Genomic DNA, 19834 nt, shown 5'->3' on the forward strand with positions numbered 1-19834 from the left:
ATTTCAGCTCAAAACCACCCGGCCGTCGATCATGCGGAAGGCCACGTCTGTGCGCTGGAACAGGCGCGCGATGACGGCGGACGGATCGGACGCGCCCTGATCCAGCAGCCGCTCGACATCGCCGCGCAACGACGGGTCGCGCGATGTCCGGGTCAGGGCCGTCAGCCATTCCTCGCGGCTGAGCACGCCGTCCGGCTGGCGCAGCAGCGGTCTCAGGAAATCGAACCAGTCGCCGCCGGTCCGCTGGCGTTGCGCGCCCTCCGCCGCCAAGGCGAAGACGGCCCCGCAGGCGTAGTAGGCGCGGTGTTCGCCCCGGGCGCCGGCCTGGGCGACCGGCTGGCGGGCCAGGTTGACGCAGTCGTCCACCTCGGACTGAAGCTCGGCCCGGTCGTCATAGTTTGCATCGAGGGCCTTCAGGGCGCGCACAGCCATCAGGTCGGCCCCGCCCTCGGTGATCCAGGCCTCATCGGCGAAAGCGTAGCGCACCATCTGCCCCAGCCAGAAATGCGCCCCCTCATGGCCGATGAACCAACGCGAACGCTCCATGATTTCGGGCTGGGGCGAGGTGACGCCCCGCCCCTCGAACGACATGACGATCAGGCCCGGCAGGACGCTGCCGCCCATGCTGGTCATGCTTTCGGTCGGCCCGTTCCAGGCCACCATGACGATGGGCGTATCGCCGCCGGAGCCCGGCGCGCCGAGGCGATCGCGGTAATAGTGACCGACTCGCGGTGCAAAGCCGCGGATCTCCTCGCCGATCCACGGCGGCAGATTGGGGTCCATGACGGTCGACAGTCCGTCGCCCGGCGTGACCGTCGCCTCGCCCAGCAGGACGTAGCTGCGCTCGTCCATCGTGGTCAGCTCGTCGCGGCGGCGCCCGTTGAACAGGACGGGTCCGTTCTCGTCCCGCCACGTCACGCGCGAAGGACCGCCATCCAGCCGGATCCGGTTCAGATCGTCCGGCACCAGCTCAGCCGCCCGGGCCGACGGCAGGGCGAAGACGTCCAGTTGCCGCGTCGGCAGGGCCACCGCGCCATTGGAGAACAGCAGGGTCGGATACTCGGCCTCAAGATCTACCGCCTGCGGTCGAACGCGGAAGCGGACCTCGCGCGGCACCGGACCGCCGTCCGTGCTGCGGATGATGTCGTAATGGCCGCGCCGCTCCATGACGACGCCGGGCGTCTCGACCGTCCATTGGCGCGGTCGCCAGGGTTGACGCGAATCCTGTTCCAGCGCCGAATCCTGGAAGGCCCAGACCGGCACGTCGCGCCCGAAGCGATAGTCGATGTTCAGGTGATCGCCGTCGCGGGTCACCGTCACCTGGGGTCCGTCTTCCGCCTGAAAGGTCGCCGGCGCCGACATGGGTCCGGCGGCGCAGGCGCCGCTCATCAGGGCGAGAGCCAGGGCGGCGGACGAGGCGAAGGCGTGGACGCGCAAGGGCGATCTCCTGAAGGGCGGTCGGCGCGAAGCCTAGCGGTCGTCAACGCGCCGCGTCAGCTTACGGTTTCGTCAGGCTGAGGCCCGTTCCAAGGCGCGGCCCGCCGCCGCCAGTTCGCCGGCCATCACGGCCTTCAGCCGCTGCGGCGCCAGGATCTGCACCTGCTCGCCCCAGGTGAACAGATGCCAGGCCAACTCGCGCATGCCCGAGGCGCGGAACCGCACGATCACGCCGCCGTCCGGCTGATCCTCGAACGACTGGGTGGGGTGCCAGCGCCAGCCCCTGGCCTCGGCCGCGCCCTCGGGCGCGATGCGCAGCACGACGTCCTCGATCTCGTCCTGATAGATGCCGAAGGACTGGCTGGCGAAGACGTTGAGATCGAAATCGGCGGGTGGTACGGCCATCCCCTCCTGCGGGGCGACGTGGCTCATTCGGTCCAGGCGGAAGGTCTGGATGCGGCCGGTCTCGCGGTCGGCGGCGACCAGATAGTTGGCCCGGCCGAACATGACGCCGCACGGCGCCACGCTGCGCCGACGCGGCTCGGCGCCCGGACGGGAATAGGTGAAGCCCAAGGGCTGCTGAGCCAGCACCGCCGCGCGGATGGCGGTCAGCATGGCCTCGTCGGCGGAGGGTCGAGGGCCGGCCTGAACCGCAATGGTCTCGGCCCGGACCAGGGCCTCCAGATCCGGCGCCATGCGGTTAAGGGTGGTTGACCGCATCGCCGCCTTCAGCTTGCGCTCCAGCCCCTCCAACGCCGTGGCGCGCGCCGGTTCGCCGGCGGCGCGCAGGGCGGTCGCGGCCTTGGACAGTTCCAGCATTTCGGTCGCCGTCGGGGCCTGTTCGAAGGCCGACAGACCGCCCCGGATGCGCCAGCGTTTGGACGGCGGGTCCGAGACCTCATCCACCTGGGGGAACAGCATCAGAACCGCGTCGCGCATCCGTTCGGCGGTGCGGCGGCCGACGCGCATGTCGCGTGCGATCTCGTCCAGACTCAGCCCTTCGGCGCTGGCGGCCATGCGGCGCGCCAGATCGATCACCATCGCCGCCTTGTCGTGTCTCAATGCTCTCGCCGATCCCTACGTCCGTTTCTGACGCAACACTGCTTCATAACGACATCATCGACAAGAGGCCCCCGCTTCAGGAGATCATCAGATGGCGCATTTCCAACCCGCCCAGACCGTCAACGCCAGCCGCTACATCATCGTGCCGTGCGAGGCCGATGGGTCGTCCGACCTCGCCGTGATCTGGGACCGGCTGGAGGAACAGGTGGTCGACGTCATCTCGGCCGCCGCCAGCAGCCGCTATTCTGACGAGGACATGCTGTGGGACGAAGGCCGCGCCGGCGACATGGCCCCGGAATGGCGGATGGCCGCCTGACCTCAGGCCGACTTGGGCTTGGTCCAGCGGTCGATCATGCGCTGGGCCGGCTGCTCGACCAGTCGGTGCGCCACCACGGCGACCGCGACGATGAAGCCGAACATGGCGACGGCGAAAAGGTCGTTCAGCCAGACCGAGCCGAAATCGATGCGACGAACCGGTACGAGGTCCAGCGTCCTGGCCACGATCATCATCACGGTCAGGATGAACATGTGGACCATGTAGATGGCGAACGACCATCGTCCCAGGGTGACCAGAGCTGGATGGTCCAGCACGCGTGACAGCGCCCCCTCCTCTCCGGCGAAGACCCAGATCAGCGCCACGAAGATCAGGGTGACGGCCACGGTGATCGGCCCCTGAGCATAGCCGATGAAGACGCAGGCCGCGACGATGGCCGCAATCTCCAACAGAGTCGCGGCGCCGCCCTTGAGCCGCGGAATGCGGGTCCAGAGCCCCTGCAGCAGGCAGCCCAGGAAGAAGCCATAGACCGCGCGCGGCACGGCGAAATCATAGGTCGTGTTCATCCAGCGCCGGGCGTAGCTGAGCACCAACGCCCCGCCGATGATCGCCAGCACCAGCCCGATCCAGCGGAACCTTCTGGGCGCGATCAGCACCAGCCCTGCGAAGATCAGATAGCAAGCCCATTCGGCGCTGAGCGTCCACGACGGCCCGTTCCAGGTCAGATAGGGATGCACATGCCAGGCCTGGATCAGCGCCAGATTGGTGAAGATCGCTTCGATCGACCGATCCCGCGTGAACGGCGGCGCACTGTCGAAATGCAAGACCAGACGCGCCAGCTCCAGCCCGATGAAGGCCGCCAGCATCAGCAGATGCAGCGGCCAGATCCGCCCGAAACGCCGCACCATGAACCGCCCGGCGTCCCGTCCGGACTTCAATCGGTTTGCATAGGCATGGGCGATGACAAAGCCCGACAGGACGAAGAAATAATCGACGAACAGATAGGAGTGCTGAATAAAACCCCAGTCGCGCCAGTGACTTGCAACCGGCATGTGAAACATCACGACAAGGATGGCGCACACACCCCGCAGGGAATCCAGAGCCTCGAAACGGCGATGGGCGACAGGAAGGGAGCCGGACAGGGTGTTCACGGACGCGTGATAGCGCCGGTCAAGGTTGCGCGATAGGGGTCTGAAGAGACTTCAGTCCGAGCCGGCTTCGACCGCGCGAACAGCGCGACCGCAAAGGTCCTGCAGAACCTTCTGATCGACATCTTCGAGGCGTGAAATATAGATGCACCCGACGCCGGTCTTCACCTTGCCCAAGCGGGCGATCAGCTGGGCCCGTTCAGGGAAATCGGCAGCGACATAAAGCACCAGATTGGCTTTTCGCGGCGAGAAGCTGATCAGCGGCCAGCCACCCTTGGGACGGCCGTCATTGCCGAACCCGATGATGGACGGTCCCCAGAGCACGGCCGGTTCACCGGTGATCTCCGACATCAGTGCGGCGACGGCATGAGCGTCAGACCGTCGGCGTGGATCGTCGATTGCAGACAAGAAGCCGTCGACAGAGGCGTCTGTGGGGCCGGTCTTGGGCGTACTGGCCATGGCTCAAAGCCCCTTCACGATCCCTTCGACCATCTTCTTGGCGTCGGCGAACAGCATCATGGTGTTGTCGCGGAAGAAGAGTTCGTTTTCGACCCCGGCATAGCCCGAACCCATGCCGCGCTTGATGAACAGGACCGTGCCGGCCTTTTCCACGTCCAGGATCGGCATGCCGTAGATGGCGCTCGTCGGGTCGGTCTTGGCGGCGGGGTTGGTCACGTCATTGGCGCCGATGACGAAGGCGACGTCGGCGGTGGCGAACTCGGCGTTGATGTCCTCAAGCTCGAACACCTCGTCATAGGGAACGTTGGCCTCGGCCAGCAGGACGTTCATGTGGCCCGGCATCCGGCCCGCGACGGGGTGGATGGCGTATTTCACCTCGACGCCTTCCTCCTTCAGCTTGTCGGCCATTTCACGCAGGGCGTGCTGGGCCTGGGCCACCGCCATGCCGTAGCCGGGCACGATGATGACCTTGGACGCATTCTTCATGATGAAGGCGGCGTCCTCGGCCGAGCCTTGCTTGACCGGGCGCGTCTCCTTGGCGCCGCCGGGACCGGCCGTCGCATCGCCGCCGCCGAAGCCGCCCAGGATCACCGAGACGAAGCTGCGGTTCATGCCCTTGCACATGATGTAGCTGAGGATCGCGCCCGACGACCCGACCAGGGCGCCGGTGATGATCAGGGCGATGTTCTCCAGCGTGAAGCCCAGCGCGGCTGCGGCCCAGCCGGAATAGGAGTTCAGCATCGACACCACCACCGGCATGTCCGCCCCGCCGATGGGAATGATCAAGGTCGCGCCCAAAACGAGGGCGATCAGGAAGACGCCCCAGAAGGCCCAGGTCGCCGCGCCGTTCGTGCCGATCAGGATGCCGATCAGGAAGACCAGCCCCAGGGCCAGGCCGACATTGATCAGATGCCGCGCCGGCAGGATGATCGGCGCCCCGCTCATGTTGCCGTTCAGCTTGGCGAAGGCGATGACCGAGCCAGTGAAGGTGATGGCGCCGATGGCGACGCCGAGGCTGAGTTCGATGATCGACAGCGTCTTGATGCCGTTTCCGTCGTCGGTCAGGATTCCGAACGCCTCGGGCGCATAGATGGCGCCGATGGCGACCAGACAGGCGGCCATGCCGACCAGACTATGGAAGGCGGCGACCAGCTGCGGCATGTCGGTCATGGCGACCCGCTTGGCGATCAGGGCGCCGGCCCCGCCGCCGACGATGACGCCGCCCGCGATCAGGGCCAGGGTCACGGTATCCAGCGCCCCCGTCGTGCCCAGCGTCAGCAGGGTCACGCCGATGGCCAGCGCCATGCCGACCATGCCGAAGGTGTTGCCCTGACGGCTGGTCTCGGGGCTGGACAGCCCCCGCAGCGACAGGATGAACAGGACGCCCGAAACCAGATAGGCCAGTGCGGCCAAAGATGCGTTCATCACGCCCCTCCCCTCAAGACGTGCGGGCCAGCCGCCACAGGGCGGCGGCGATGAACAGCGGGCCGATGAAGAACAAGGCCCATTCGAAGACGCCCAGCGGCCGGTCCTGCGTCACCACCCGAACCAGAATGGCCGAGAAGACCAGGGCGATGCCGCAGTCGTGCAGCCGCTGGCGCTTGATCGGAGTTTTGGTGCCGAACCAGCCATACAGCCACAGGCCGAAGCCGACGCCGGTCGCGACCCAGGAGCCGGTGATGGCGATCTGCGCGGCGTCGGTCACGAGGACGCCTTCGGAGCGGTCGGCCGCTCCTTCTTCTTGTACATGGCCAACATCCGGCGGGTGACCATGAAGCCGCCGAAGATGTTGACGCTGGCCAGGGTGACGGCGATGACGCCCGCGCCCTTGGCGATCCAGGCGCTGGGGCCGGTCGCGTCACCGGACACGGCCGCCGCCGCGATCAGGCCGCCGACGATGATGACGCTGGAAATGGCGTTGGTCACGGCCATCAGCGGCGTATGCAGGGCCGGCGTCACGCTCCAGACGACATAGTAGCCGACGAAGATCGCCAGCACGAAGATGGCCAGGCGGAAGACGGTGGGATCGACGTGTTCCATCAGTGTGTTCCCTTCAGACCTTCATGCACCACGGCTCCGCCATGGGTGACCACCGCCGCATTCAGGATCTCGTCTTCGAGATCGACCGCCAGACCGCCATCCTTGATCATTAGGCCGACGAAGGCGGTGAGGTTGCGGGCGTAGAGGGCGCTGGCGTCGGCGGCGATGCGGCCGGGCAGGTTCGACCAGCCGACGATGGTGACGCCGTTTGCGGTGGTCACGACCTCGTTCAGCTTGGAGCCCTCGACATTGCCGCCCGCCTCGACCGCCAGATCGATGATGACTGAGCCGGGCTTCATCGCGGCGACGTGCGCTGCGGTCAGCAGCACCGGGGCGGCGCGGCCGGGGATCAGGGCCGTGGTGATGACGATGTCTTGCTTGACCACGTGGCTGGCGGTCAGCTCGGCCTGTTTGGCCTGGTATTCGGCCGACATGGGCTTCGCGTAACCGCCGGCGGTCTGGGCGTTCTTGAATTCGTCGTCCTCGACGGCCAGGAATTTGGCGCCCAGGCTTTCGACCTGTTCCTTGGTCGCGGGGCGGACGTCCGTGGCGGTGACGACGGCGCCCAGACGACGCGCTGTCGCGATGGCTTGCAAGCCCGCGACCCCCACCCCCATGATGAAGACCTTTGCCGCAGCAACCGTACCGGCCGCCGTCATCATCATCGGGAAGCCCTTGCCGTAGGCGTAGGCCGCCTCGATCACCGCGCGGTATCCGGCCAGGTTGGCCTGGGACGACAGGACGTCCATGACCTGGGCGCGGGTGATGCGGGGCACGAACTCCATGGCGAAGGCGGTGGCGCCAGCCCCGGCCAGGGCGTCGACGGTCGCCTTGTCGCGATAGGCGTCCAGCATGGCGATGACGACGGCGCCGGGCTTGAGCGCGCTGGTTTCCTGGGCCGTGGGGCCGCGCACCTTCAGCACGATGTCGGCGCCGTCCAGCACGGCGCGGGTGTCGGGCTTCACCACGGCGCCGGCGGCGGCGTAGTCGGCGTCGGGAATGGAGGAGCCCAGGCCGGTCCCGGCCTCGACCGTGACGGTCGCCCCCAGGGCGATCAGCTTCTTGACCGTCTCTGGCGTGACGGCGCAGCGCGTCTCGCCTTCGCGACGTTCACGGGTGACGGCGATAGCGACGGCCAAGCGAATCCCCTCGTTCTTTTCGTTGAACGAAGGTTAGGCCCTTCCGGCGCAAGCCGTCAAAGCACGGTTATGCCAAAGCTTGGCGAGGGCGCGTGATTTCAGACCGCCCGAGGGCGATCGTCTGCAAGGCTCAGTGCGCGGCGCCGGGCTTGGACTTCAGCGCCACGAAGCCGACGCCGCCCAGAACGACCGCGCCGATGATCGCGGCCATGAAGCTGCCGCCCGGGTGGAACCACAGGGTCAGGAACAGCAGCAAGACGGCGATGGCCAGACTGCCCCACTTGGCCAGGTTCAGGAACAGGCGGTAGGTCGAGACCTGTTCGCGCACTTCCATATGGCCGTGCAGATAGGCTTGCGCATCGGCGTCGGCAGGTGCGTTGGCGGTGTCGTGCAGGTCGGCCATTCGTGGAATCCCCTCGTCGTTATCGCGGACTTACACCGAGGCGACCGCCCCGCTCAAGCCCGCAGTCATGCCCTGGTCAGGCCAGCGCCTCGAACTGATCGACCAGCCGCTCCAGCCTCTGACAGCCGACGCTCCAGAAGGCCGGGTCGCGCGGGTCCAGACCGAACGGCTTCAACGCCTCGACGTAGGTTCGCGACCCGCCGCCGGCCAGAAGCTCGCGATAAAGGGGCGTGAACTCGGCCGGATCGCTGCGACGCGCCTCCATCAGCGCCGCCACCAGCAGGTCGCCGAAGGCGTAGGCGTAGACGTAGAAGGGCGAATGGACGAAGTGGCTGACATAGGCCCACCAGTGTTCATAGCCCGGGTTCAGCTTGACCGCCGGCCCCAGCGAGGCGCCCATTTCCTCAAGCCACAGCTGGTTGATCCGCTGCTGCGACACCTCGCCCTGCAGGCGCTCGTCGTGGAAGCGGGTCTCGAACCGGTGGAAGGCGATCTGGCGCACGACGGTGTTCAAACCGTCCTCGATACGGCCCGCCAGAAGGCCGCGCTGTTCCGACTTGGGCGCCGTGGCCAGCAAACGGTCGAAGGTCAGCCCCTCAGCGAAGATCGACGCCGTCTCCGCCAGGGTCAGGGGCGTATCGGCCAAAAGCGTGCCCTGATCGGCCGCCAGGGTCTGGTGGACGCCATGTCCCAGCTCATGCGCCAGGGTCAGGACATCGCGCCGCTCGCCCATCCAGTTCAGGAAGACATAGGGGTGGCGGTCGGCGGTGACGGGATGGGCATAGGCGCCCGACTGCTTGCCCGGCCGCGCCCGGCCGTCGATCCACGGCTTGTCGAAGAAGCCGCCGGCCCGGTCGGCGAAATCGCCGCCAAGGTCCGAGAAACTGTCCAGCACGATCTCGCGCCCCTGGGTCCAGGTGAAGGCGCGCGGCGTCGTGGTCTCGATAGGCGCGTTGCGGTCCCAGTGGTCCAGGCGCGCCTTGCCCATCGCCTTGGCCTTCAGCGCATAATAGCGGTGCGACAGGCGCGGATAGGCGGCGGCGACGGCCTCGGCCATCGCATCCACAGCCTCGCCATCCACCTCGTTGCCCAGGTGACGGCTGTCGGCGGGACGTTTGAACCCGCGCCAGCGATCCTCCATCGCCTTGTCGGCGGCGACGGTGTTCAGCACCAGGGCCAGGGTCGGGGCGCGGGCGGCCAGCGCCTCTGACAGACCCTCGGCGGCGGCCTTGCGGCGCGCGGGCTTGGCGTCCGACAGGCGGTTCAGCGCCTCGGCCAGCGTCAGTTCTTCATGGCCCGCCTTCGCACGCAGGGCGGCCAGCTGCTCGTCGAACAGGCGCGGCCATTGGGCCGTGATCGGGCCGCGCTCGGCGATGAAGGTTTCCAGTTCGGCCGACAGTTCGTGCGGCTTCATCGCCCGCACCCGGCGCAGCCACGGCCGCCACCGCGCCGCGCCTCCATGGGCGGTGAGCGCCGCTTCCAGCGCCGCATCGTCGATCTGGTTGATCTCCAGCGTCAGCCAGACGGTCGGGGTGGCGATGGCGGTGATCTTCTCGCGCACATCGGCCTCGAACCCTTGCGCTGTCGCATCATCACGCGCAGTCGAGGCCGACAGGAAGGCATAGGCGCCCAGCGCGCCCCGCACATCGGACGCCTGCTCGTAAAGCTGGATCGCGCGGTCCAGCGCCTCGCCCAGCGCCTGCGCGTCCTGATCCACCGCCAGCCGGCCCTTCAGGCCGTTCAGCGCCTCGACCAGACCGCGCGCCTTGTCCAGGTCGGCGGCGACCTTGGCGTCGTCGCGTGACGCATAGAGGTCGGTCAGGTCCCATAGCGGGGCTTCGGTGTTGGGCGTCTTGAAGGGAGCATTCATGCCCCTGTTCTGGGGATGCGCGGCGACGGCTGCAACCGTCCCTTGCGCTTTCTCGGCGTCACGGCCCGTGCAATCCTGCCCTCCGGAGACGCGCTAATGACCGAAACCCTGCAGCATGACACCGGCCGGACGGGCCTTGGCGAGGCCTCTGGCCTGTTTGCGATCCGCCTGGCGACGGGTCTGGTTCAGGGGCTGGCGCTCTATCTTCTGTATCTGGCGGCCGACAGCCGCGTCTGGCCCCAAACCCAGCCGGTGGTGTTCGGCGCCCTGGCCCTGGCGGCCGGCTATGTGCCGGTGGTGGTTCTCGCCGGTGTGGGCCGGGTCAAGCCGCTGGCCCTGATCCTTTGGGCAGCCGCCGCAGCCGGCGTGCTTGCCCTGCTGGGCGCCCACGACGTCGCTCGCCAGGTGCTGAAGCCTTACGAGGAGCCGCCCTTTCTGAGTTTCCCCGTGCTGGCCTTTGGCGCGGCGGCCCTGTTCATCGCCCACCACCTGATCGTGCCCGCGATCCGCGAACGACGCTGGATCGTCGACTATCCCGAATATTTCGACATCGCCTGGAAGGCGGGGGTGCAACTGGCCCTATCTCTGGGCTTCACCGGCGCCTTCTGGATTCTGCTGCATCTGGGTGCAGCGCTGTTCAAGATGATCGGCCTCGGCTTTCTGCAGCACCTGCTGAGCGAGGCGTGGTTCGCCATTCCGGTCACGGCCCTGGTCTTCGCCACCGCCGTCCAGTTGACCGATGTGCGCGACGGGCTGATCAGGGGCGTGCGGACCGTGGCCTTGATGCTGCTGTCCTGGCTGCTGCTGGTGATCACGGTCCTGGTTGGCGGCTTTCTCCTCGCCCTGCCCTTCACCGGATTGGACGGCCTGTGGGAGACGCGCAGCGCGACCGCCCTAGTGCTGTCGGCCGCCGCCGCCCTGATCGTGCTGATCAACACGGCCTATCAGGACGGGCGCGCCGACAATCTGCCGCCGGTCGTTCTGCGATATGGCGTGCGGGTGGCGTCCGTCCCGATCGCGCCGCTGATCGTTCTGGCCGCCTGGGGGCTGGCCTTGCGGATCGGCCAGCACGGCCTGACGCCCGATCGGATCATCGCCGCCGCCTGCACCCTGGTCGGCGCGGTCTATGGCGCGGGTTATCTGCTGGCGGCCGTGAAACCGGGCGGCTGGATGAAGCCGCTGGAGCGGACCAATGTCGCTGCGGCGGTCCTGTCGGTTATGGTCATCCTGGCCCTGTTCAGCCCATTGGCCGATCCCGCCCGCCTCTCGGTGAAGGATCAGGTCGCCCGCTTGCAGCGGGGGGCGGTGTCCGCTGACACGTTCGACTATGACTTCCTGCGATTCGAGAGCGGCAAGGCCGGCGAGGCCGCGTTGCGACGTCTGGCCGCCTCAACCGATCCTCGCATCGCGCGGAACGCCCGCGCCGCCCAGGCTCGCCCGTGGCCATCCGGCGATACCGAGCAGGGACGGCAAGCGCGCAAGGCCGCCATCCGCCTGAAGGCCGCCGGTGGCCAATCCGTCCCCGCCAGCTTCGTCGATCAGTTGGACGCGCAGGTGGATGCGCTGTTCAGTTGCAATGCGGAAGCCCCCTGCGTCGTGCGATCAATGGACCTGAACGACGATGGACGAACCGATCTGCTGGTCGCCACGGCTCGTGAAATCGTCGCCTTCGATCAGGACGCCCAGGGCCAATGGCGCGTGACGGGCCGATACGGCTTCACCTGCGGGCGCAATGCCGAGCGGATGAACGAGGGCCTGTCGAAGGGCGTCGCGACGGCGCCGGCGGCCCTGCCCGACCTGGTCGTCGATGGCCAGAGATTGCGCGCCAGCCCCGAGGTGCAATGCGACGCGACAGAGCCGCGTTAACGGGACGCTCACCACGCCGTGTCACCCGATTTTCACCTCGCCATCCTAGGAATCGTCCCGAAACGATCCATCCGTGACGGGTTGGGCGACAGTACAAGGGATTTTCATGGCCAAGACCATTTTGGTCGTTGACGACGATCCGACCCAGCGCCGGTTGATCCAGGCCGTGCTGGAGCGGGACGGCAACGCCGTGGTCCATGCCGCCAGCGGCGGCGAGGCCATCGACCGGATGACGCGGGGCGGCGGCGCCGACCTGATCCTGCTGGACATGGTCATGCCCGAGATGTCGGGGCTGGAATGCCTGGCCGAACTGCGCAGCGCCGGGGTCAACGAGCCGGTCATCGTCCTGACGGCCAACGGCGGCATCGACATGGTGGTCAAGGCCATGCAGGCCGGGGCCCAGGACTTCTTCGTCAAGCCGGTCGGACCCGAACGTCTGCTGGTCGGCGTGCGCAACGCCATGCAGATGAAGCGCCTGACCGCCGAGGTCGGACGCCTGACCAAGCGCGTCCAAGGCCGCACCAGCTTCGACGATATCGTCGGCGACAGCCCGCCGATGCGCATGGTCAAGGCGCTGGGCGCACGGGCCGCTAAATCCTCGATCCCCGTCCTGATCACCGGCGAGAGCGGCGTCGGCAAGGAAGTCATCGCCCGCGCCCTGCACGGCGCCAGCGACCGAGCCGGCAAGCCCTTCGTCGCCGTCAACTGCGGCGCCCTGCCCGCCAATCTGATCGAATCCATCCTGTTCGGGCATGAGAAGGGCGCCTTCACCGGCGCCGTGGACAAGACGCTGGGCAAGTTCCGCGAGGCGGACGGCGGCACCCTGTTCCTGGACGAGATCGGCGAACTGCCGCTGGACATGCAGGTCAAGCTGCTGCGCGCGCTGCAAGAGGGCGAGATCGATCCCGTCGGCGGCAAACGCCCGGTCAAGATCGACGTGCGCATCGTCTCGGCGACCAATCGCGACCCCGCCCAGCAGGTCAAGGACGGCGCCTTCCGCGAGGACCTGTTCTATCGCCTGAACGTCTTCCCGATCGAGGCCCCGTCCTTGCGCGACCGGCGCGAGGACATCGCGCCCCTGGTCGATCACTTCATCGCCCGTTTCAACGCCGAGGAGGGCAAGCGGATCGCCGGATGCGCGCCCGAGACCCTGGCTCTGCTGCAAGGGTTTGATTGGCCCGGAAACGTGCGACAGCTGGAAAATGCGGTGTTCCGCGCCATCGTCCTGGCCGATGCGCCCTTCCTTCAGCCGCACGATTTCCCCGCAATTTCGGGCGTCGCCGCGCCCATGCCCGACGCCCACCCCCTGCAGGCCGCAACAGCCGCCGGCGCCCAGACCGACGCCGCCGCGCAGGTCGATCAGCCGATCCGCATCCTGGACGAGCGCGGCCATCTGCGCACGCTGGAAGACATCGAACGCGACCTGATTCAGCACGCCATCGAGGTCTATGCCGGTCATATGAGCGAGATCGCGCGCCGCCTCGGCATCGGCCGTTCGACCCTGTATCGCAAGGTCCGCGAACAGGGGCTGGAAGGTCAGCTGAAGGAGGCGGGCTGAGGGTCACCCTCTCCTCCCACATCGTGGGGAGGTGGCGCGGCGCTCCTTAGCGCCGTGACGGAGGGGCTCTTCGCCGCATCATAGCGCCTTTGGAGATTCGAGAGCCCCTCCACCGCTGTGCGGTCCGGCTCCCCACAAGTGGGGAGGAGACGATCACTCCGGCTTCTTCCTGCCCCAACGCCGTTTCGGCTCTTCGCCATTGGCCTTGGCGGTTATCTCTTTCAGCTTGCGGCCCTGCATGGCCGAGAGGGCTTGGCCCGGTGCGCCCTTTTCGGGGTCGGCGAAGGCGCGGCCATGGGTTTTCACGCGCTCGCTGACCGAATCGATGAACTCGCCTTCCCATTCGGACAGGGAAACGCCCGCCTTATCCGCCGCACGGCGAGCGCGCTTTAAGGCATTCAACGCAGCGCGCTTAGCCGCCTCGCGCTGCTGATCCCAAGGGCTCAGCAGCTTCTCTTTTTTGGCGCTACCGCCCTTTGGGCTGCTTGAGCGCAGGCTTGAACGCGATTTGGATGCGCCATCGCCTTTCAGGCCGCCCGATCGCGACAGCCCGCCTCCTGGCTTGAAGGGGGTGCGCTTCAAGCCGGATCAGCCTCAGATCTCGCCGAGCGCCGACAGATAAAGGTCCAGGATGGCGTCCTCTTCCTGACGCTTGGCCTTGTCCTGCTTTCTGATACGGATGACCTTACGCAGAATTTTGACGTCGTAGCCCTCGCCCTTGGCTTCGGCGAAGACCTCCTTCATGTCGGTCATGACGGCCTGCTTGTCCTCTTCGAGACGCTCAAGGCGCTCGATGATGGTGCGAAGGCGGCCCTGCGCCGTGGCGGTGAGAACGTCGGAACCACCGTCAAACGAGGCGTCGTCAGCCATGGGGAATACTCCAGAAATCAGGCGCGGACGCTAACCCTGCGGACAGGCGCGCGACAACCGCGAACACGAAAAAGGCCGCGGACAGAAATCCGCAGCCTGTGGATCGTCATCTTTCAAGCGCGCTATCGCCCTTCGGGCTGCCTGAGCGCGATCCAGCGTGCGCACGCCGCCGAAGCGGCGCGCAGCGAACGCTGCTTAGCCCTGCTTCGCCTTGAAGCGCGGGTCGGTCTTGTTGATGACGAAGACGACGCCCTTGCGACGCACGACCTTGCAGTCGCGGTGGCGGGTCTTCAGCGACTTGAGCGAGCTACGGACCTTCATGGTCGGACGTCCTGAAAGAAACCAATAAGAAAGCCGCTGACCCGGTCGGATCGCGGCGGAGGCGGTCGTATAGAGAGAGGGGTTCGGAAGGTCAAGCCGCCAAAGGCCGAAACCGCAGAAAACCCAGTCCCTGTCTGGCCCGAAGGACGCACCGGCCTCTCGTGCTCAAGTAACGCAAAGCGCGATAGCACGACAAAAAACTATGGAGGCCTGACCTCCGAGTCGAACGGAGGGTTTACGGGGTTGCACGCCCGCCGCGTCGCCGCTCCGCCATCAGGCCGTCAGAGCTGGTGCGTCATTACGACACACACGCATAAGGCGTCCAATACAAAGGTGGTTAACGGCGCGCCTTACACCCGAGTGGGGAATGGTCAGGCAACGCATTCGCGCGGCGCGCGCTTTAGGGCGTCGAAATGGCCGTTCGCGCGGATGTCATTTCGTGTCTGACCCCGGGGGCTCTAGTTTGAATCTCATGCGCTTTTCCTACCGCCTTCTCCTGATCGGCTGCGTCTCGGCCTGCGCGCCCATGCTGCCCGAGCCGCAGGTGAACCTGCCGACGTCCCAGCCTCAGCCCCAGGCGGGCGCGCCGGTCACGACGCCGGCCCCCGCCCCTCAGACGCCGCCGTTGGCCGCCTATGACCAGCAGGGTTTCGAGGGCTGGAAACAGGGCTTCCTCGCGCGCAAGGGCGGCGCTCGCCGCGCCGACTACGCCCGGGAACTGGAGGGGCTGACGCCCGATCCGACGGTGATCCGCCTGGATCGCAACCAGCCTGAATTCTCCAAACCCGCCGGCGCCTATGTTCAGAATGCGGTGACCCCGGTCCGAATCGCCCAGGCCAAACAGCGCATCGACCGGGTTCCGTGGTCGGTGGTTCAACGCTTCGGCGTGCCCAGCGAAATCCTGGTCGGCGTCTGGGCCCAGGAGAGCGCCTTCGGTCAGGTGCAGGGCGACTATGACGTGATCCGCTCGCTGGCGACCCTGGCCTATGACGGTCGCAGACGCGATTGGGCCGAGGGGCAGCTGAAGGACGCGCTGGACATCGTCGTGGACGGCCGGCGCGAGCGCGCGGGCCTGAAGGGCAGCTGGGCCGGGGCCATGGGCCAGACCCAGTTCATGCCCGACAACTATCTGCGCCTGGGCGTGGACCAGGACGGCGACGGCAAGGTCGACATCTGGCGCGACGACGCCGACGCCCTGGCGTCGGCAGCCAACCTGCTGGCCCAGGCCGGGTGGAAGCGCGGTCAGGGCTGGGGCTATGAAGTCACCCTGCCCTCGGGCTTCGACTATGCCGAGGCGGAAGGCCCGAAGCACAACTGGGCCTATTGGGCGGCCAAGGGCGTGCGCTTGGCGCAAGGCGGCACCCCGAACGGCGCCGAGGCGCTGGAAGAGGCGACCATCCTGCTGCCCCAAGGCGCCGACGGTCCGGCCTTCCTGGCCCTGCCGAACCACTATGTGATCCGCCGCTACAACAACTCGGTGTCCTACGCCCTGGCGATCGGCCTGACGGCGGACGGGATCATGGGCAAGCCGGGGCTGACCAAGGCCTGGCCCAACGATCCGTCGATGACGCGCGATCAGCGTATCGGGGCGCAGCGCGCCCTGACGCAGCTGGGTTACGACACCCAGGGCGTGGACGGCGTGATCGGCTCCAACACCCGCGCGGCCCTGCGTCGCTGGCAGATCGCCAACGGCCGGATCGCCGACGGCTATCTGACGCCGGCGCTGGCGGACGAACTGATCCGCCGGACGAACTGAGGGCTTAGAGTCGGGCATGGTTCGCCGCTCCTGCCTTTTATCGGGCGGAGGGATGGAGGGCTGGGCGGAGCGCCGGGCCTTCGCCCGGAGTGTGAGTTTTTAAGTACCGTTTCGACGAAGGGTATGACGCTCCGCGCGGAAGGTTGGCCTGCAAGCTCGGGGCGCCGAGCGGTGGCGGTCTTATCGCCTAACCCCATAAGCCTGCGACGGGCGGGTCGGAGCAGCGATCCCCGATCCCCGGTGCGGCCGAGTATCCCCCTCGACCCTGCGACGCGGCTGCGGACGCCGGGGCGATTCCCCGACCGATCAGCCCCGGCGCCGCGATGGGATTTCACCATCGCCCCCGTTCCCTCCGCTCTCGCCGCCGCAAGGTCGCAGGCCAGGCGAGCCCTCCATGCGACGAGACGGGTGCATTATGGGGCCGTTTGACCCCGTGGATGGGAAACGGGGGACATAAATCGGCAAGCGGTTGAAATCGCTGCGGATGGACCAGCGGCATTGCGATGGCTGCGGCGGTGATCCCATCCATCGTCATCCTCCGGCGCGAAGCGACCGGGGGACCCAGCGGCGCGCGAGAGCGCGAACCTGTCGCGGACTCGCTGACAGCCGTGCGGCGGAAACATCGCCTCCGGCGCCGCTGGGTCCCCCGGTCTGCGCCGCAAGCGGCTTGCCGGAGGATGACGAAGAGGGAGGCGCGACTGCTTTCTCAGCTTGAGAGAGAATAGCCTGCTTACCCTTTCACGCGCCAGGTGGCGCCGTCGGGGCCGTCCATGACGACGACGTTCAGGGCGTTCAGGCGGTCGCGGATGCGGTCGGCCTCGGGCCAGTCCTTTGCGGCGCGGGCCTTGGCGCGTTGGTCGAGCAGGGCCTCGACCTCCACCTTCAGGGCGGGATCGCCGCCCTCGAACCAGGCGTCCGGCGTCAGAGACAGCACCCCCAACAACCCGGCCGCTTCCTTCAGGCTCCAGCGGGCCATGGCGAGGTCATTGATATCGGCCTCGGCGTCGTTCAGCAGTTCGCGCAGAGCGTTCCCCAGCCCGAACAGCAGGGCGATGGCGCCCGGCGTGTTGAGGTCGTCCTCAAGCGCGTCCAGCACCGGATCCAGGGCGTTCTCGGCCAGTTCTCTCTCGGCCTCGTCCAGCGTGTCCTCGTCGAAATCGCTCAGGGCCGCATCGGCGTCGCGCAGGACGCCGTATAGCCGGTCCAGGTTCTTGCGGCTCTGGTCCAACAGCCCCTGGTTCCAGTCCAGCGGCTGGCGGTAGTGGGCCGACAGAAGCGCCCAGCGGACGACCTCGCCCGGCACGGCCTGCACCAGATCGTGCAGCAGCAGGACGTTGCCGATCGACTTGGACATCTTCTCGGCGTCCACGGTCAGGAAGCCGTTGTGCATCCAGTAACGGGCGTATTCGTCGTGGGCCTGATCGCCATGGGCATGGCCGTGGGCGCAGACGCCCTGCGCGATCTCATTCTCATGGTGGGGGAAGACCAGGTCGATGCCGCCGCCGTGGATGTCGATGGGCAGACCCAGGGTCTTTTCGATCATGGCCGAGCATTCGATGTGCCAGCCAGGACGTCCCTCGCCCCACGGCGACGGCCAGGACGGCTCGTCCGCCTTGGACGGCTTCCACAGGACGAAGTCGTGCGGGTTCTTCTTGTAGGGCGCGACCTCGACGCGGGCGCCGGCGATCATGTCGTCCAGGTTGCGGCCCGACAGGGCGCCGTAGGCCTTGTAGGACGAGACGTCGAACAGCACGTGGCCTTCAGCCGCATAGGCGCAGCCGGCGTCGACGATGGCCTGTATCTGATCGACGATGGCCGGGATGTAGTCGGTGACGTGGGGCGCGATATCGGGCGGCGAGACGTTCAGCAGGCCCATGTCGGCCAGATAGGCGGCTTCATAGCGGGCCGTGACCTCGCCGATCGGCACGCCTTCGCGCGCGGCCTTCTGATTGATCTTGTCGTCCACGTCGGTGACGTTGCGGGCGTAGATCACGTGGTCGGCGCCATACGTTCGGCGCAGCAGCCGCACCAGGACGTCGAACACCACCGGCGGACGCGCATTGCCGATGTGGGCGTAGTCATAGACCGTCGGGCCGCAGACATAGAGGGTCACACGATCCTTGTTCCGGGGCTCGAACAGGCGCTTTTCACGGCGCAGGGTATCGTGGATGTGCAGCGGCATGGATCAGTCTTCAGCGGGTTTTCTTGCGGGACGCACGGTCTGTCCCATATAGCGGCCTGATATACAGTCCCGACGGATTGTAGAAGGTAAACCGGGCGACCGCCCGCCCCGGCCGGAAATCGAGTTCATGAGCGTCACCCCCGCCAAGCCCGTCCTCGTCAGCGATGCTGCCGTGCAACGCCCGTCGCGCGAACAGGCGCTGGAGGCCGTGCGCACCCTGATCGCCTGGGCCGGCGACAATCCGAACCGTCCCGGGCTGATCGACACGCCCAAGCGGGTGGTGGACGCTTACGGCGAATGGTTCGACGGCTATGACGCCGATGCAGGCAAGGAACTGAGCCGCACCTTCGAGGACGTGACCGGCTATGACGACATGGTCATCCTGCGCGACATCGAGGTCGAGAGCCACTGCGAGCACCACTTGGCCCCGTTCCTCGGCAAGGCTTATGTCGCCTATCTGCCCGGCGAGAAGGTGGTCGGCATCTCCAAGCTGGCGCGGGTCGTCGAGATCTATGCGCGGCGCCTGCAGAACCAGGAAACCCTGACCAACGACATCATCGACGCCATCGAATCGCACCTGCAGCCGCGCGGCGTGGCGGTGCTGGTGGACGCCGAGCATCAGTGCATGACCACGCGCGGCGTGCATCATCGGCACGTTTCGACCATCACGACCCGCTTCACCGGCGCATTCAAGGACGATCCTGCCCTGGCGGACCGTTTTTTGAAGCTGGCCAAGGCGTGAAGGCCGAACTGACGTCCCTCTGTCGTGTATAATTGGCGTTCGGGAACGGCAGATCGTTTAGAACCGCTTTACAAGCCCGCATCGGGACGCCAAGAACCGATCAAGCCTTCGGGCGATCCATAGGGAAATGTCGGCGCGGAACGCAGCCGGCGAGTAACGGAGACGATGCATGGCTGCCAAGCTCGGTGGTTCCGGCGGGGACAAGCACACGATCGAACAGACGGCGGATATCAACATCACGCCGTTCATCGACATTCTGCTGGTGCTCATGATCATCTTCATGGTCGCCGCGCCGATGGCGACCGTGTCGATCCGTCTGGACCTGCCGCCCGCACAGCCGCCCACCAATCCGACCGAAGAGAAGGAGCCGGTGTACATCACCATCCAGGAAAACGGTCAGCTGTTCCTGTCGGACAAGCAAACCTCGATCGACAACCTGGCCACTGACGTCTGCACCGCCCTGGGCGGCGGCGCCTGCCAGGAAGAGCGCGTCTTCGTCCGCGCCCAGCCGGAAGTGAAGTACTCGCAGTTCATGGAAGTCATGAACAAGATGCAGGAGAACGGCTTCTTCAAAGTCGGCCTGCTGAACGAAGACATCGAATAGGACCTTCGTCCTTTCCAGGATTTGGGCCGCGTTCCGAAAGGGACGCGGCCTTTTTCTTTGCCGCAAGGCTTGCCGGATCGATCGACTGCACCCTTGATGCCGC

20 protein-coding genes are annotated in these 19834 nt (G+C 66.8%); 6 read left to right on the forward strand and 14 right to left on the reverse strand.

The features are described from left to right. Positions 1-3 precede the first annotated feature (3 nt). Both VH88_RS05205 and VH88_RS05210 read right to left on the reverse strand, forming a co-directional pair. Complete coding sequence (locus VH88_RS05205; RefSeq protein WP_197070997.1) at positions 4-1437, reverse strand: hypothetical protein; 1434 nt, start codon at positions 1435-1437, stop codon at positions 4-6. 72 nt (positions 1438-1509) lie between these two features. Further along, positions 1510-2499, reverse strand: a complete 990-nt coding sequence (locus VH88_RS05210) for a YafY family protein (protein ID WP_045810301.1) — start codon at positions 2497-2499, stop codon at positions 1510-1512. Between the two features lie 91 nt (positions 2500-2590). Here VH88_RS05210 and VH88_RS05215 point away from each other — a divergent pair, with 91 nt between their 5' ends. Then, positions 2591-2815: a hypothetical protein gene (locus VH88_RS05215; protein WP_045810302.1), complete on the forward strand. Its 225-nt coding sequence runs from the start codon at positions 2591-2593 to the stop codon at positions 2813-2815. Positions 2816-2817: 2 nt separating this feature from the next. Here VH88_RS05215 and VH88_RS05220 read toward each other — a convergent pair whose 3' ends face one another. The 8 genes from VH88_RS05220 to VH88_RS05255 form a co-directional block, all read right to left on the reverse strand. After that, complete coding sequence (locus VH88_RS05220) at positions 2818-3924, reverse strand: acyltransferase (RefSeq protein WP_045810303.1); 1107 nt, start codon at positions 3922-3924, stop codon at positions 2818-2820. A gap of 51 nt (positions 3925-3975) precedes the next feature. Beyond that, positions 3976-4380, reverse strand: coding sequence for a DUF1801 domain-containing protein (locus VH88_RS05225; protein ID WP_045810304.1), 405 nt, complete (start codon positions 4378-4380; stop codon positions 3976-3978). 3 nt (positions 4381-4383) lie between these two features. Then, complete coding sequence (locus VH88_RS05230; protein WP_045810305.1) at positions 4384-5805, reverse strand: NAD(P)(+) transhydrogenase (Re/Si-specific) subunit beta; 1422 nt, start codon at positions 5803-5805, stop codon at positions 4384-4386. A gap of 13 nt (positions 5806-5818) precedes the next feature. Next, complete coding sequence (locus VH88_RS05235) at positions 5819-6085, reverse strand: hypothetical protein (protein WP_039245373.1); 267 nt, start codon at positions 6083-6085, stop codon at positions 5819-5821. Further along, positions 6082-6420, reverse strand: a complete 339-nt coding sequence (locus VH88_RS05240) for an NAD(P) transhydrogenase subunit alpha (RefSeq protein ID WP_045810306.1) — start codon at positions 6418-6420, stop codon at positions 6082-6084. Before VH88_RS05240 ends, VH88_RS05235 begins: the two co-directional genes overlap by 4 nt. Next, positions 6420-7559, reverse strand: a complete 1140-nt coding sequence (locus VH88_RS05245) for a Re/Si-specific NAD(P)(+) transhydrogenase subunit alpha (RefSeq protein ID WP_045810307.1) — start codon at positions 7557-7559, stop codon at positions 6420-6422. Before VH88_RS05245 ends, VH88_RS05240 begins: the two co-directional genes overlap by 1 nt. Before the next feature lie 130 nt (positions 7560-7689). Then, positions 7690-7962 (reverse strand): aa3-type cytochrome c oxidase subunit IV, encoded by a 273-nt coding sequence (locus VH88_RS05250; RefSeq protein WP_052247637.1) that lies wholly within the window; start codon positions 7960-7962, stop codon positions 7690-7692. Positions 7963-8038: 76 nt separating this feature from the next. Then, positions 8039-9832, reverse strand: coding sequence for a M3 family oligoendopeptidase (locus VH88_RS05255; protein WP_045810308.1), 1794 nt, complete (start codon positions 9830-9832; stop codon positions 8039-8041). 96 nt (positions 9833-9928) lie between these two features. Here VH88_RS05255 and VH88_RS05260 point away from each other — a divergent pair, with 96 nt between their 5' ends. Both VH88_RS05260 and VH88_RS05265 read left to right on the forward strand, forming a co-directional pair. Continuing rightward, positions 9929-11698, forward strand: a complete 1770-nt coding sequence (locus tag VH88_RS05260) for a DUF4153 domain-containing protein (protein WP_052689513.1) — start codon at positions 9929-9931, stop codon at positions 11696-11698. Positions 11699-11804: 106 nt separating this feature from the next. Beyond that, positions 11805-13256 (forward strand): sigma-54 dependent transcriptional regulator, encoded by a 1452-nt coding sequence (locus tag VH88_RS05265; protein ID WP_045810309.1) that lies wholly within the window; start codon positions 11805-11807, stop codon positions 13254-13256. A gap of 153 nt (positions 13257-13409) precedes the next feature. Here the strand turns inward: VH88_RS05265 and VH88_RS05270 are convergent, their stop codons facing one another. From VH88_RS05270 to ykgO, 3 genes are all read right to left on the reverse strand, one after another. After that, complete coding sequence (locus tag VH88_RS05270; protein ID WP_045810506.1) at positions 13410-13706, reverse strand: hypothetical protein; 297 nt, start codon at positions 13704-13706, stop codon at positions 13410-13412. A 144-nt stretch (positions 13707-13850) separates the two neighbouring features. Then, positions 13851-14126 (reverse strand): DUF2312 domain-containing protein, encoded by a 276-nt coding sequence (locus VH88_RS05275; protein WP_017505946.1) that lies wholly within the window; start codon positions 14124-14126, stop codon positions 13851-13853. 195 nt (positions 14127-14321) lie between these two features. Next, positions 14322-14447 (reverse strand): type B 50S ribosomal protein L36, encoded by a 126-nt coding sequence (gene ykgO / locus VH88_RS05280; RefSeq protein ID WP_008263184.1) that lies wholly within the window; start codon positions 14445-14447, stop codon positions 14322-14324. Positions 14448-14919: 472 nt separating this feature from the next. Here ykgO and VH88_RS05285 point away from each other — a divergent pair, with 472 nt between their 5' ends. After that, entirely contained in the window at positions 14920-16203 is a 1284-nt protein-coding gene (locus tag VH88_RS05285; protein ID WP_045810310.1) for a lytic murein transglycosylase, read from the forward strand. Between the two features lie 730 nt (positions 16204-16933). Here the strand turns inward: VH88_RS05285 and cysS are convergent. Next, on the reverse strand, positions 16934-18385 hold the full coding sequence (gene cysS / locus VH88_RS05290; protein ID WP_045810311.1) for a cysteine--tRNA ligase: 1452 nt from the start codon (positions 18383-18385) through the stop codon (positions 16934-16936). 127 nt (positions 18386-18512) lie between these two features. On the opposite strand from cysS, the gene folE reads away from it, so the two are divergent. Both folE and VH88_RS05300 read left to right on the forward strand, forming a co-directional pair. Beyond that, entirely contained in the window at positions 18513-19127 is a 615-nt protein-coding gene (gene folE, locus VH88_RS05295; protein ID WP_017505349.1) for a GTP cyclohydrolase I FolE, read from the forward strand. A 169-nt stretch (positions 19128-19296) separates the two neighbouring features. Further along, a complete protein-coding gene (locus VH88_RS05300; protein ID WP_017505348.1) occupies positions 19297-19731 on the forward strand; it encodes a biopolymer transporter ExbD in 435 nt (144 codons plus the stop codon). Positions 19732-19834 lie beyond the last annotated feature (103 nt).

This window comes from Brevundimonas sp. KM4 (assembly GCF_000964075.1).
Classification (GTDB): domain Bacteria; phylum Pseudomonadota; class Alphaproteobacteria; order Caulobacterales; family Caulobacteraceae; genus Brevundimonas; species Brevundimonas huaxiensis.

Bases quoted from the DNA above. Each gene is read 5' to 3' on its own strand.
- VH88_RS05240 (WP_045810306.1), bottom strand. From the start codon at position 6,420: ATGGAACACGTCGATCCCACCGTCTTCCGCCTGGCCATCTTCGTGCTG.
- cysS (WP_045810311.1), bottom strand. From the start codon at position 18,385: ATGCCGCTGCACATCCACGATACCCTGCGCCGTGAAAAGCGCCTGTTC.
- VH88_RS05230 (WP_045810305.1), bottom strand. From the start codon at position 5,805: ATGAACGCATCTTTGGCCGCACTGGCCTATCTGGTTTCGGGCGTCCTG.
- VH88_RS05215 (WP_045810302.1), top strand. From the start codon at position 2,591: ATGGCGCATTTCCAACCCGCCCAGACCGTCAACGCCAGCCGCTACATC.
- VH88_RS05275 (WP_017505946.1), bottom strand. From the start codon at position 14,126: ATGGCTGACGACGCCTCGTTTGACGGTGGTTCCGACGTTCTCACCGCC.
- VH88_RS05250 (WP_052247637.1), bottom strand. From the start codon at position 7,962: ATGGCCGACCTGCACGACACCGCCAACGCACCTGCCGACGCCGATGCG.
- VH88_RS05265 (WP_045810309.1), top strand. From the start codon at position 11,805: ATGGCCAAGACCATTTTGGTCGTTGACGACGATCCGACCCAGCGCCGG.
- VH88_RS05260 (WP_052689513.1), top strand. From the start codon at position 9,929: ATGACCGAAACCCTGCAGCATGACACCGGCCGGACGGGCCTTGGCGAG.
- ykgO (WP_008263184.1), bottom strand. From the start codon at position 14,447: ATGAAGGTCCGTAGCTCGCTCAAGTCGCTGAAGACCCGCCACCGCGAC.
- VH88_RS05255 (WP_045810308.1), bottom strand. From the start codon at position 9,832: ATGAATGCTCCCTTCAAGACGCCCAACACCGAAGCCCCGCTATGGGAC.
- folE (WP_017505349.1), top strand. From the start codon at position 18,513: ATGAGCGTCACCCCCGCCAAGCCCGTCCTCGTCAGCGATGCTGCCGTG.
- VH88_RS05285 (WP_045810310.1), top strand. From the start codon at position 14,920: ATGCGCTTTTCCTACCGCCTTCTCCTGATCGGCTGCGTCTCGGCCTGC.
- VH88_RS05225 (WP_045810304.1), bottom strand. From the start codon at position 4,380: ATGGCCAGTACGCCCAAGACCGGCCCCACAGACGCCTCTGTCGACGGC.
- VH88_RS05300 (WP_017505348.1), top strand. From the start codon at position 19,297: ATGGCTGCCAAGCTCGGTGGTTCCGGCGGGGACAAGCACACGATCGAA.